Source organism: Sphingomonas sp. J344, assembly GCF_024700005.1.
Classification (GTDB): Bacteria; Pseudomonadota; Alphaproteobacteria; order Sphingomonadales; family Sphingomonadaceae; genus Sphingomonas.
In genome coordinates, this window is sequence record NZ_JAJONB010000001.1 from 1,122,485 (window position 1) to 1,134,960 (window position 12,476).

At 68.0% G+C, this 12,476-nt stretch carries 11 protein-coding genes and 1 pseudogene; 6 read left to right on the plus strand and 6 right to left on the minus strand.

The window, feature by feature from the left end:
* Nucleotides 1-3: 3 nt before the first annotated feature.
* Both LRS12_RS05665 and LRS12_RS05670 read right to left on the minus strand, forming a co-directional pair.
* Nucleotides 4-690, minus strand: coding sequence for a LamG domain-containing protein (locus LRS12_RS05665; protein ID WP_257843703.1), 687 nt, complete (start codon nucleotides 688-690; stop codon nucleotides 4-6).
* The gene (locus tag LRS12_RS05670; protein WP_257843704.1) at nucleotides 687-2,192 is read right to left on the minus strand and encodes a M23 family metallopeptidase; all 1,506 of its coding nucleotides are present in this window, start codon (nucleotides 2,190-2,192) and stop codon (nucleotides 687-689) included. Before LRS12_RS05670 ends, LRS12_RS05665 begins: the two co-directional genes overlap by 4 nt.
* A gap of 230 nt (nucleotides 2,193-2,422) precedes the next feature.
* On the opposite strand from LRS12_RS05670, the pseudogene LRS12_RS05675 reads away from it, so the two are divergent.
* The 6 genes and pseudogenes from LRS12_RS05675 to LRS12_RS05700 all read left to right on the plus strand — a co-directional run bounded on the left by LRS12_RS05675 (nucleotide 2,423) and on the right by LRS12_RS05700 (nucleotide 8,047).
* Nucleotides 2,423-4,898: pseudogene (locus LRS12_RS05675) on the plus strand (helicase-related protein).
* A complete protein-coding gene (locus LRS12_RS05680) occupies nucleotides 4,891-5,190 on the plus strand; it encodes a S4 domain-containing protein (protein WP_257843705.1) in 300 nt (99 codons plus the stop codon). The pseudogene LRS12_RS05675 and the gene LRS12_RS05680 overlap by 8 nt, the downstream one beginning before the upstream one ends.
* A gap of 104 nt (nucleotides 5,191-5,294) precedes the next feature.
* Nucleotides 5,295-5,636, plus strand: coding sequence for a ferredoxin FdxA (fdxA, locus tag LRS12_RS05685; RefSeq protein WP_257843706.1), 342 nt, complete (start codon nucleotides 5,295-5,297; stop codon nucleotides 5,634-5,636).
* A 274-nt stretch (nucleotides 5,637-5,910) separates the two neighbouring features.
* Nucleotides 5,911-6,444 (plus strand): CarD family transcriptional regulator, encoded by a 534-nt coding sequence (locus LRS12_RS05690; RefSeq protein ID WP_224921717.1) that lies wholly within the window; start codon nucleotides 5,911-5,913, stop codon nucleotides 6,442-6,444.
* A 114-nt stretch (nucleotides 6,445-6,558) separates the two neighbouring features.
* Entirely contained in the window at nucleotides 6,559-7,287 is a 729-nt protein-coding gene (locus LRS12_RS05695) for a head GIN domain-containing protein (RefSeq protein ID WP_257843707.1), read from the plus strand.
* A gap of 46 nt (nucleotides 7,288-7,333) precedes the next feature.
* Entirely contained in the window at nucleotides 7,334-8,047 is a 714-nt protein-coding gene (locus LRS12_RS05700) for a DUF2807 domain-containing protein (RefSeq protein WP_257843708.1), read from the plus strand.
* A gap of 36 nt (nucleotides 8,048-8,083) precedes the next feature.
* Here the strand turns inward: LRS12_RS05700 and pdeM are convergent, their stop codons facing one another.
* The 4 genes from pdeM to LRS12_RS05720 all read right to left on the minus strand — a co-directional run bounded on the left by pdeM (nucleotide 8,084) and on the right by LRS12_RS05720 (nucleotide 12,424).
* Nucleotides 8,084-8,761 carry a ligase-associated DNA damage response endonuclease PdeM gene (gene pdeM / locus LRS12_RS05705; protein ID WP_257843709.1) on the minus strand — a complete coding sequence of 226 codons (678 nt, stop codon included), beginning with the start codon at nucleotides 8,759-8,761 and terminating at the stop codon, nucleotides 8,084-8,086.
* Between the two features lie 31 nt (nucleotides 8,762-8,792).
* Nucleotides 8,793-9,743, minus strand: a complete 951-nt coding sequence (locus LRS12_RS05710; protein ID WP_257843710.1) for a retropepsin-like aspartic protease — start codon at nucleotides 9,741-9,743, stop codon at nucleotides 8,793-8,795.
* 62 nt (nucleotides 9,744-9,805) lie between these two features.
* Complete coding sequence (locus LRS12_RS05715) at nucleotides 9,806-12,214, minus strand: ligase-associated DNA damage response DEXH box helicase (protein WP_257843711.1); 2,409 nt, start codon at nucleotides 12,212-12,214, stop codon at nucleotides 9,806-9,808.
* Nucleotides 12,215-12,235: 21 nt separating this feature from the next.
* On the minus strand, nucleotides 12,236-12,424 hold the full coding sequence (locus LRS12_RS05720; protein WP_257843712.1) for a hypothetical protein: 189 nt from the start codon (nucleotides 12,422-12,424) through the stop codon (nucleotides 12,236-12,238).
* Nucleotides 12,425-12,476: the final 52 nt, after the last annotated feature.

Below are 12,476 nucleotides of genomic sequence, written 5' to 3' on the forward strand. Positions count from 1 at the left end.
CTCTCAGCGCGGAATCTTCAGCACGTAACGACGCGGCCCCAGCGCCGCCCCCCGCGTAAACGCCGCCGCGCGCACCGCTCCGTTGAACGGGTTCACCGCGTTCATCCGCATCCCCACCGACGCCACCCCCGCTGCTTGCGGCACAAAGGCGAGTTCGGCGCGTGCCTGCTCCACCCCGTTGACGAAGGCCCGATAGACCCGCCCGTCATAGCTTTGCGCGACATGGTGCCAACGCCCGACCGGCCAACGCTTGGTCGCATCGATCAGCGGCGCGCGATAGCCGGGGCCGAGCAGGAAGGTGTCGAGCCACCATTCGCTCCCCTCGGTGCGGATCTCGAACAGCATCCGCTGGCCGTCGCGCGCAGTCGAGTTCGCTCCGTCGCCGCTCTCGAGATGGAACCAGCGCTGTTCGAACGCGCCGCCATCGGGGCGAAACAGCGCCTCGAAGGTGAAGCGCGGCGTGCCCGCAAGCGGATGGCGCGGGATCAACAGCCGGTCGCGCACGCCGTCGAACAAGACCGCCTTGCCCAACGGGCTGTCGATCAGCTTCGGCGCGCCCTCGACCTGCGGGACAAGCCCGCCGATGCGGGAGAGCGAATCAAATTTCCAGATTTCGCCACGCGACTTCGCGAATGCGGGCACGACGCCGGCGAACGCCGCGCCGGCGATCAGCGCGCGGCGACCGATCACTCCGCGTCGGCGGTGTCGGCGGGCTTGCCGCGCGTGCCCCCAACCGGCACCGCGAGCAGCTGCGCCAGCTTCGACTTGAACGCGCGCAGATCGTTGCCGCCCAGCTGCTGGACCACCGAGAAGCTGACCGAGCGCGGGTTGATCGCGACGCCGTTGCGATAGAGTTCGTAATGCAAATGCGGACCGGTCGAGATGCCGGTCGATCCGACATAGCCGATCACCTGGCCCCGGCTGACCCGCTGGCCCCCGCGCACCGCGATCCGGCTCATATGGCCATAGCCGGTGCCCATGCCGCCGCTATGGTTGAGCCGCACGAAATTGCCATAACCGCCATTGCGCCCGGCGAAGGCGACGACACCGTCATTCGCGGCGCGGATCGGCGCGCCATAGCCTGCGGCGATGTCGAGTCCCTTGTGCATCCGGGTGAAGCGCAGCACCGGGTGGCGGCGCAAGCCGAAGCCGGAGCTGATCCGGCCCGCTGCGGGCATCGCCATCTGGCCCTTGCGCTCGCCCTTCCCGGCCCCGTCATACCAGCTGACCTTGCCATCCTCTTCCCAGCGGACGAGCTGAAGCTTGCCCGACCCGCCGCCGCTGAGCCCCGCGAAGAGGAGGTTCCCCATCTGGACTTCGCCGGTTGCGGCGCGAGCCTGTTCGACGATGATGTCGAACTCCGCGTCCGATCCGACCCGGCCGATCGGCATGCGGGTGGCGATCGAACGGATATAGGCTTCGACCGCGCGCGCAGGCGCGCCAGCGGCCCGCGCCGAGCGGTAGAGGCTCTCACCCACCCGGCCACGGATGCGCAGCGGGGTATGATCCACCGCGATCGGAATTTCGTTGAGCGCGAGACCGGTCGGCGTGCGAACCAGCTCAAGGCTGAGGTCGAAGCGCGCGCGGAACGCCAGCTTCTCCAGCGGGCGCGGCGCAGACTTGTCGACGCGGCGGCCGAGCGTCAGGTCGAGCTGCGTGCCCGACTTCAAATCGCCCAGCGCCATCGCGCCAGCGATCAGGTCGGCTGCCTGCGCCGCCTCACCCTTGCCAACGCCCGAGCGGGCGAGCGCCGCCTGCAGCCCGCTGCCCGAACCCAAAGTCACGCTGTGCTGGATGATCGGGCGTTCGGGGGTGTCGGTCAGCGTCGTGACCAGCCGGTTGGCGGCGAGCCGGGTGCCGGTCACGCCGCCCTTGTCCAACGGTGCGATCGACTGAGCACGCATCAGGTCGGCGCTGGCGGCATGGGCAGAGGGGACCCCGCCATAGATCGGGCGCTCGAACCCCGGCGACAGCAGAAATACGAACGCGCACAGCCCGCCGCACGTCGCCGCGCCGCGAAACCATTCGCGGCTGCCGATGCGAGACCCCAGGTCGGGGATCAGCTCGAAATCGGGATAGCGTTCGCGGAACCGCTCGGCGAGGCCGGGCTTGCGGCTGTCGACGCCGCGCCCGAACGACAACGCCGCAGCGCCGCCCGATTGCTCCAACCCATGATCATTGCGCAGAAACAAGGCGCGCTGCCCCCACCCAAATCGATTGAACGAAACGCCGTTCCCCCGGCTTCAGCCCGAACGGTTGTGGATAGTATATGCTAAAGTCAAATTAAGCAGGTCGCGGCGGCCAAGTTCTTGCGGCGAGTCGTTCTGGCGCGGGGACGGGTCGTGTTGTTAACCGAAAACGCTACGGAAACTGCGTATGCGCCGCTTGCGCCGCAATCGAGTCGGGGCAATCTTGGCGCATAATGAGTCTCTTCTCCACCAGCCCGGTCACTGCGGTGCTCGGCCCGACCAATACCGGCAAGACGCATCTGGCGATCGAACGGATGGCCGCGCATTCGAGCGGCATCATCGGCTTTCCGCTGCGGTTGCTTGCGCGCGAGGTCTATGACCGGCTGGTCGCGCTCAAGGGGCCCAAGGAAGTCGCGCTGGTCACGGGCGAGGAACGCATCGTACCGCCCGGCGCGCGCTGGTTCCTGTGCACGGCGGGAATCGATGCCGCTCGACCGCGAAGTGAGCTTCGTCGCGCTCGACGAAGGACAGCTGGGCGCGGACCCGGAGCGCGGCCATGTCTTCACCGACCGCATCCTGCGCGCGCGCGGCCGCGACGAAACGATGATCCTGGGATCGGACAGCCTGCGCCCGGTGCTGCGCAGGCTGGTGCCGGATGCCGAGATCGTCACCCGCCCGCGCTTCTCGACGCTCAGCTATGCCGGCGCGAAGAAGCTCTCGCGCCTGCCCAAACGCTCCGCCATCGTCGCGTTCAGCGCCGAGGAGGTGTACGCGGTGGCCGAGGCGCTGCGGCGGCTGCGCGGCGGCGCGGCGGTCGTGATGGGCGCGCTCTCGCCCCGCACCCGCAATGCGCAGGTCGCGATGTTCCAGGCGGGCGAGGTCGATTATCTCGTCGCCACCGATGCGATCGGCATGGGCCTCAACCTCGATGTCCATCATGTCGCCTTCGCCAGCCTCAACAAGTTCGACGGCCGGCGCCAGCGCCGCCTGACCGTCGCCGAAATGGCGCAGATCGCCGGGCGCGCCGGCCGCCACCAGCGCGACGGCAGCTTCGGCGCCTTGGTCGAGGAAGGGCCGGGCGCATTTACCCCCGAGGAGATTGCGGCGATCGAAGGGCATCGCGTCCCCCCGCTCGAACATCTCTACTGGCGCGAGGGCGAGCCCGACCTGTCCAGCATCGATGCGCTGATCGCCAGCCTTGAGGCCAAGCCCGATCACCCGATGCTGCGCGCCGCGCCCGAGGCGGCGGACCTGATGGTGCTCAAGCGCCTCGCCGATGAGGCGTGGGTGCGCGACCGTGTCCGCTCGCCCCGCGCCGTCGCGCGGCTCTGGGCGGCGTGCGGCCTGCCCGATTTCCGCAAGCTCGGGCTCGACCCGCATGCCCGCTTCGTCTCGCGCATCTTCCGCCATCTGAGCGAGGGCAAGGGCCATCTCCCGCACACATGGTTCGCCGACGAGATCGCCCGGCTCGATCGAGTCGATGGCGATGTCGAAAGCATCGCGGGCCGGATCGCCGCCGCACGCAGCTGGGCCTATATCGCGCACCGCGCAGACTGGCTCGACGATCCCGCGCACTGGGCCGACCGCACCCGCGCGCTGGAGGAAAAGCTCTCCGACGCGCTCCACGCCAGCCTCACCCAGCGTTTCGTCGACAAGCGCACCACCGTGCTGCTGCGCCAGATCGGCGCGGACGCATCGCACCTTCCGGTCGTCATCGGCCCCGAAGGCGAGGTGACGGTCGAGGATCATGTCCTTGGCCAGCTCAGCGGCTTCCACTTTGCGGTGTCGCCCGATGCGCGCGCGGCGGATAAAAGGATGCTGCTCGCCGCTGCCGAAAAGGGGCTCGCCCCCGAACTGCGCCGCCGCGCCGCCGCACTGGCCGATGCGCGCGACGATACGCTCAGCCGCGTGGGTGACGAGCTGCACTGGCAGGGGGTGCGCGTCGCGCATCTCGACGCGACCGCCAATCCGATCCGCCCCGCGATCCGGCTGTGCCGAACCCTCGACATCCTCGATGTGCGCGAAAAGGCCGCCGCGCAGGCTCGAGTGGCCAACTGGCTCGACGCCCGCATTGCATCCGACCTGCCCGATCTCGCCACGCTCGACGCGCTCAGCCGCGATGCGGCGGCGGGCAGCCGGGTGCGCGCGCTCGCCGGGCTGCTGGTCCGGTCGGGCGGGCTGATGCCGCGCCGCGCCGCCGGGGCATTGGTCGAGGCGCTCGAACCCGACGACCGCAAGCGGCTGCGCAAGGCGGGGCTGGTGATCGGCACGCTCGACCTGTTCATGCCCGGCCTGCTCAAGCCCCGCACCGCCGCCGCGCGTCGCGCTCTGCTGAACCTTGGCGAAGGTCCGGCGGAGGGCGCGAGCGTGCTCCCACGCGGTGCGCCCGGCGCATCGCTCAATCATGGCTATCGCCCACTGGGGCAACAGGCGGTGCGCGTCGATCTGGCCGAACGCATCGCCCGCGCCGCGCATGATGCGCGCAAGGGCCGGACACCCTTCGCCCCCGACCCCGCGCTCGCCACCTCGATGGGCCTTACCGCAGACACGCTCGCGCGGCTGATGGCGCAGCTCGGCTTTCAGAGCGTCCGCGCCCGCCCCGGCCAGCCGCAACATTGGGTGTGGAAGGGGCTGACCCCGCTCGCCAAGCCCAGGGCCGCGCCGCGCGACAACGCCTTTGCGGCGCTTGCGGACCTGATCGATGGCTGACGCGATGCGCCTCGACCGCTTCCTGTGGTGGTCGCGCATCTCCGCGTCGCGCAACTTTGCCCGCGCGCTCGCGGAGTCCGGCCATTTTCGCATCGACGGGCGCCGGGTCGAGCGCTGCCACCTTCCGGTGCGGCCCGGCAACATCCTCGCCTTTGTCACCCATGGTGGCCAGGTGCGCGTCGTAAGGGTCGAGGCGCTACCACATCGCCGCGGCCCACCTGCCGAGGCACGCGACTGCTACACCGAACTCACCCCCCGGCACGGCCCCTCCGCCGGATTGATCCAAAATTGAGAATGTATCGCAGAAAGCGCGTCTTGATTGACCTTGCCGAAAGCCGGGCATAGCAGAAAGGGGATAACACCGCCCGATCGGGCGCATGAGGGGCCGAACCTGCCATGACCTATGTCGTCACCGACGCCTGCATCCGCTGCAAATATATGGACTGCGTCGAGGTCTGCCCGGTCGACTGCTTCTATGAGGGCGAGAATATGCTCGTCATCAACCCGAGCGAGTGCATCGATTGCGGCGTGTGCGAACCCGAATGCCCGGCCGAAGCGATCCTGCCCGATACCGAGAGCGGGCTGGAACAGTGGCTGGAACTCAACAACACCTTCTCCGCGCAATGGCCCAACGTCACGCGCAATGCGGGGCAAACCCCCGAAGACGCCGACGCGCACAAGGGCGAAGAGGGCAAGTACGAGAAGTATTTCTCGCCCGAACCCGGCAAGGGCGACTGAGGTTTTCCAGTCCGGCCGGTTCGGCGACCGGCTGCGGCCCCGATCCTTATTCCACGCGGCATCACGCCGCGCGCTGCCTTCGGGCGCGCGCGATTCCGGGGTGGTAATTTTATTGCATCTGTGTTAAATACGGCGTCGGACGCGAGGAATCGCGTTTCGGTACTGGAGACCGTTGTTGATTTGCCCCGAACCGCCTTCACCCGCCCGGTAACTGCACCGGGCCTGTGAAGCAATCCCTTCAGGGGCTTGAGTTCAAAAGAAAGGCTTCCCGCACATGGCTGCCAAGGCGCTGTCCTTCGATGTCGGCGATTATGTCGTATACCCCAAGCACGGCGTTGGCCGTGTGATTGAGCTCCAGAAACAGGAAATCGCGGGCATGCAGCTCGAGCTGTATGTGCTCCGCTTCGAAAAAGAGAAAATGACCCTGCGCGTTCCGACCAACAAGGCGGAAAGCGTCGGCATGCGCAAGCTGTCGAGCGACAAGACGCTGCGTGAGGCGCTCGACACGCTCAAGGGCAAGCCCAAGGTCAAGCGCACCATGTGGTCGCGCCGCGCCCAGGAATATGAAGCCAAGATCAATTCGGGCGACCTGGTGTCGATCGCCGAAGTGGTCCGCGACCTGTTCCGCGCCGACGACCAGCCCGAGCAGAGCTATTCCGAACGCCAGATCTTCGAAGCCGCCGCCTCGCGCCTCGCGCGCGAACTCGCGGCGATGGAGCAGATCGACGAAAAGGCCGCACTGGAAAAGCTGCTCGAGATCCTGCGCGCCTCGGCCGCGATCTACAACAAGGAGAAGGCGAGCGCCTGATCGCGCCCCGCCGATCCGATGACGAAGGGGGCGGTCCCGCCGGGGCCGCCCTTTTTCGTTGCACCCGCCGCGCACAGCGTGTATTATCTCAACAACACACATTGGAGAGAGCCGATGACCCGCTTCCGCATCGCACTTGTCGCCACCGCCGCGCTGTCGCTGTCCGCCTGCAACTTCGCCAACGGCATGACTGGAGACGTCGTCCAGCCGAGCGGCCAGGGCGGCACGCGCAGCTTCCAGGTCGCCGACTTCACCGGCGTGTCGCTGCGCGGCGCGGACAATGTCGAGGTCCGCACCGGCGCCTTTTCGGTCACCGCCGAGGGCGATACGGCGCTGCTCGACCGGCTGGAAATCCGCAAGGACGGCAACACGCTACGCATCGGCCGCAAGGACGGCGAATGGAACTGGGGCGGCGACAAGGCCGCGAAGGTCATCGTCACCCTCCCCGCGCTCGCCAGCGCCGACATCGCCGGGTCGGGCGACATGACGATCGACCAGGCCAAGGGCGATTTCTCGGGCGCGGTTGCCGGATCGGGCAACATGACCCTCGCCAGCCTCGCCGGAGGCAAGGCCGATTTGTCGATCGCCGGGTCGGGTGACATCAATGTCGGCGGCGGCACCGCGACCGCGCTCGACGTGTCGATCGCTGGCTCCGGCAATGTCGGCGCCGCGGGCCTGAAGGCGGGTAGCGCCGACATCTCAATCGCCGGCTCCGGCAATGTCCGCGCCCAGGTGAGCGGCGACGCCGATATCTCGCTGGTCGGGTCGGGCGATGTCGAGCTGACCGGCGGCGCGAAATGCTCGGTCAGCAAGATGGGCTCGGGCGACGCGCGCTGTAGCTGAGCCCCCTCACTTGCGCGGGGCGGGCAATCAGTGCGATGCTCGCCTGATGCGCATGCTTGCACTGCCCGTCCTGCTTTTCGCCTCCGCTGCGGCTCCTGTGCCCCAGGCGGCGGAGAGCACCACCGTCATGCTCACCGGGTTCGAGCGGCTGCGCGTCGACGGCCCGTTCCTCGTCAAGGTCATCGACGGCCAGCCGCCCAAGGCGATCGTCACCGGCGACCGCCGCGCGGTCGACAGGGTCAGCGTCCGCAACATGGGCGGCCAGCTGGTGATCGGCCCGCGCAACCAGACCTTCGAAGGCTGGAGCGAGCAAAGCGGCGCGGTCACCGTCACGGTCGGCGCACGCGGGCTGCGCGGCATCAACATCAATGGCGGCGGATCGGTCGATGTCGACCGGATGAGCGGACAGCGCGTCGATCTGGGCGTCAACGGCGCGGGATCACTCAACATCGCGCGGCTCGACGCCGACCAGCTCGCGGTCACGCTGACCGGCACCGGTGCGGTACGGCTCAACGGCGGCATGACCCGCGCCGCCCGCTTCGCCACCTATGGCGCGGGATCGATCGACGCGACGGGGATGAGCGTCAACGACCTCACCGTCCAGTCGCAAAGCGCCGGGGACAGCCGCTTCGCCGCGCGCTACACCGCACAGATCGCGACGCTCGGCACCGGCACGGTGCGCGTGACCGGCAACGCCGCCTGCCTGATCAGCGGCCCCGGCCCGGCGAGCTGCACGGGCAAGACCGACCGGCGGAAGTAGGGAGGCCGGCGCCGCGCCCCAGCGAAGCCGAGCAGATCAAGCCGCGATCGGAAACCTGAGCAGCCGATCCTCCAGCGCCACCAGCGCCTCCGCGCCGCGTCCGACCGCACGGACGATCTCGGGGTGATCGACGTCCAGCCCGCCGGTCAGCGCGCCGAATGCGGGCAGGATCAGCTTGGTTCCGGTCGCCACGAAACAGCGCCGCGCCACCTGTCGTCCGCGCGACCGCACGCGCAATTTGGGGTGAAAATGCCCCGACAGTTCGGGGCGCAGCTCGCCCGGCTCGGCCTCATGCCGCAACAACAACCCATCGACCTCGGCCTCGACGACGACGCGCCCGCCACAATGGTCGATCGCCCTCTGGTCGGCCAGCGCCGCGTCATGGTTGCCGGTAATCCAGGTCCAGTCCAGCGCGCCGGTCAGCGCACGCAGCCGCTCGCGCGCCGCTTCGGGAAGCCGGTCACACCCTTCCGAATCGTGGAAGCTGTCGCCCAGGCACCACAGCTCCCGCGCCCCTGTCCGTGCTGCCAGCGCCTCCAAGGCATCGAGCGTCGCCAGGCTGTCATAGGGCGGCAGCATCTGGCCCCAGCGCGCAAACCAGCTCGCCTTCTCGAAATGCAGGTCGGCGACGATCAGCGCACGCCGCGCCGACCAGTAGAGCGCCGCCTCGGGCAGCGCGCACAACTCGTGGCCAGCGAACGAAAAGGGAACCATGCGCCCGCTATCGCGCCGCCGGGGCGCGGCGTCAACTGATCAGCGAACCCGTGCGCGGCACGTCGCGGCGGGTCATCATGAATCGCACCCGGCGTGCGGGAAAATCGATCTCGACCCGCTTGAACGCACGCAGGGCATCCATCCCCAGCATCAGCGCGGGCCGATCCTGCAGCCCGAAATGGGCGAAGGGCGGAACATCGGCAAACGCCACCGGCACGCCGCCCATCACCACGCCGCCGATCCGCACATTGCTGGCGATGTGGTAATTGGCCATCAGCTTCTCGCCGGTCACGCTGGTCAGCTCGATCGGACCTTTCAGCGGGATGCGCCGCAACCGCCGCTGCAGCGCCAGATTCCCCATGCTGATCTGTGACCCGGTATCCAGCACCACGGTCACCCGATGCCCCTCGAACGTGGCTTCGGTGACGATCAGCTGGCCCATCCGGCTGCGCGCGACGATCACGATCTCGTCCGCATCGCCGCGAAAAAGCTTCGGGGCGATCGCCCCGCGCGAGGGGCGTACTGCCATCTCCTTCCGGGTAAAGTCGATCGCGACCATATGCCCGCGCAACTGCTCGACCCCCAGCAGGCCATGCGCGCCCAGATGCGTCGCTTCCAGCGCCGGGGCATTGAACGCACGCTGGTCACGCACCGGGCCGACGGACAGCGACGGCACGACCACGGTCGAAACGCGCGAGATGCCGGTCATCGTCGTCAACCGGACATGCGGCCCCGCCGTCAATCCGAGTTGTCCGGCGAGCTGGCGCGACACCACCGATCGCTCGGCCCCGGTGTCGATGACAAAGGGTCGGGGTGCAGCGCCGTTGATCGACACCGGCACGGTCATCCGCGTCGCGAGCGCGCCCAGCTCGACGAGTTCCTCGCCGGCATCAGCCTGCCCCGCGATCGCGGGCACGTCCTGGGGCACGGCCGGAGCCGCGCCGAATGCCACGACAAGCGGCAGAAGAAGTGCGTACCGCATGGCGACAGACTACACCTCTCCATGCTGCGCAGCAATTGCGGTTGGTCGAAAGGCAGATGCGGTCAGTCGAGCCGCATCGCCTCGACCGCCAGCGCCTCGGCCTCGATCAGCATCGCATCCTCCGCCGCGCCCTGCGCCACAGTCTCGCGCCCGATCATGATCAGCACCGGCACCGCCATCGGACTGACGCGGTCGAGGTCGACATGCACCATCTGCGCTGCCGCAGTATCGAGCAGATGCGCCAGCCTCCCGACATCGGTCATCCGCGCCCGCGCATCGGCCCATGCCGCCTTCAACAGCAGATGATCGGGCTCGTACTTGCGCAGCACGTCGTAGATCAGGTCGGTCGAGAAGGTGACCTGCCGCCCGGTCTTCTTCTTCCCCGGCTGCTGCCGCTCGACCAGCCCGCCGATGATCGCGACCTCGCGAAATGCGCGCTTGAGTAATGCCGATCCCTGCACCCAGTCGACAAACTCATGCTCGAGGATATCGGGCGAAAACAGCGCCGCCGGATCATCGATCTTCTCGAGCCCGTACACCGCCAGCGCATAGTCATTTGCGACGAAGCCGATCGGCTTGAGCCCCAGCGCCTCCATCCGCCGCGTCACCAGCATGCCCAGCGACTGGTGCGCGTTCCACCCCTCGAAACTGTACACCACCATATGGTGCCGCCCTTCATGCGGGAAGGTCTCGACCAGCAACCGCCCCGGCGCGGGCAGCTGCGAGCGGCGCTGCTGCACCTCGAGCCATTCGCGGACATCGTCGGGGAAGCGCGCCCATTCGCGCGGATCGGCGAGAAACCGCCGCACCCGCTCCGCCAGTGTCGAGCTGATCGACAGCCGCAGGCCCATATAGGACACGATCCGCGCCGGCTTTGCGGTCGCGCGCACGATCACATCGGTCAGCTCGATGCGCTCCACCTCGACCGCCAGTCCCGCGAAGAAGAAACTGTCGCCGGGCGAGAGCTGGCTTCCAAAATTCTCCTCGACCTTGCCGAGCCGCCGCCCGTTCCTGAACCGCACGTCGAGCATCGGCGCCTCGACGATGATCCCCGCATTCAGCCGATGCTGCGCAACAAAGGCCGGCTTGGTCACGCGCCACAGCCCGTCGGGCGTGCGCGTCAGCCGCTTGAACTTGTCATAGGCGCGCAGCGCGTAACCGCCATCGGAGATGAAGTTCAGCACGCGGTCGAACGTCTCGGCATCCAGCGCCGAATAGGGCAACGCCCCCTGCACCTCGCGCAGCAAGTTCGCGGCATCGAACGGCGCGGCGCACGCTACTCCCATCACATGCTGCGCCAGCACGTCGAGCGCACCGGGGCGGAAGATGTCAGTGTCCAGCTCGCCCGCTTCGACCGCATCGAGCGCCGCGCGCGCCTCCAGATATTCGAACCGGTTCCCCGGCACGAGCACCGCCTCGCTCGGTTCGTCCAGCCGATGATTGGCGCGCCCGATCCGCTGCAGCAGGCGCGACGATCCCTTGGGTGCACCCATCTGGATCACGCAATCGACATCGCCCCAATCGACGCCCAGATCGAGGCTGGCGGTGGCGACCAAAGCGCGCAGCTTGCCATCGGCCATCGCCTGTTCGGCCTTGCGCCGCGCCTCCAGGCTCAAACTGCCGTGATGCACCCCGATCGGCAGCTGCAGGTCATTGGCCTTCCACAGATTCTGGAACACCAGCTCGCACAGCCCGCGCGTGTTGCAGAACACGATGGTGGTGTTGTGCGTCTCGATCTCCGCCATCACCTGCGGGATCGCATAGACGCCGCTATGCCCCGACCACGGCACGCGTCCTTCAGGCAGCAGGATCGCGATATCGGGGTCCGCCCCCTTCTCCCCCACCACCAGCTCCACGCTGTCGATATCGCCATGCGGGGCGAGCCAGGCGCGATAGCCGTCCGGGTCCGCCACCGTCGCCGACAGCGCCACCCGCCGCATGTCCGGTGCAATCGCCTGCAACCGCGCCAGCGCCAGCGCCAGCAGGTCGCCGCGCTTGCCGGTGGCAAAGGCATGCACCTCGTCCACCACCACCGTCTTCAGCCCCGCGAACATCCGGAAACTGTCCTCATAGGACAGCAACAGGCTGAGCGATTCCGGGGTGGTCAGCAGAATCTGCGGTGGCCGTGCGCGCTGGCGCACCTTCTTCTCATGCGACGTATCGCCGGTCCGCGTCTCGACCCGGATGTTCAGCCCCATTTCGTCGATCGGGGTCAGCAAATTGCGCTGCACGTCCACCGCCAGCGCCTTCAACGGCGAGATATAGAGGGTGTGCAGCCCCTCGCCCGGCGCTTCGATCAGCTCGCTCAGCGTCGGCAGGAATCCCGCCAGCGTCTTGCCCGCCCCGGTCGCCGCGACCAGCAGCGCATGGCTTCCCCGCCGCGCCGCCGCCAGCATCTCCATCTGATGCCGCCGCGGTGCCCAGCCGCGCGCCGCAAACCAGTCTGCCAACGGGGCGGGAAGATCGCTCACACGCGGCGTCTTAGCGCAGGCTCAAGGCTCGCGTCGCGTGTCCTCTTCATTCTGCGCGTCATACATCGCGCGCGTCGCGTCTTCGGTACGCTCTTTCTCGCGCTTGGTCGTGCGGTTGTTGAAAATCGCCCAAAGGATCACCGCCGCCAGGATGATCGGGCCGAGGATCGTCATCACGCCCCACAGACCGCCGCCGCCAGTATCGACCATGTCACCATCTCCTTCACTGCCCCAACGAAAGGCGGGTGCGATTGATCCTCTG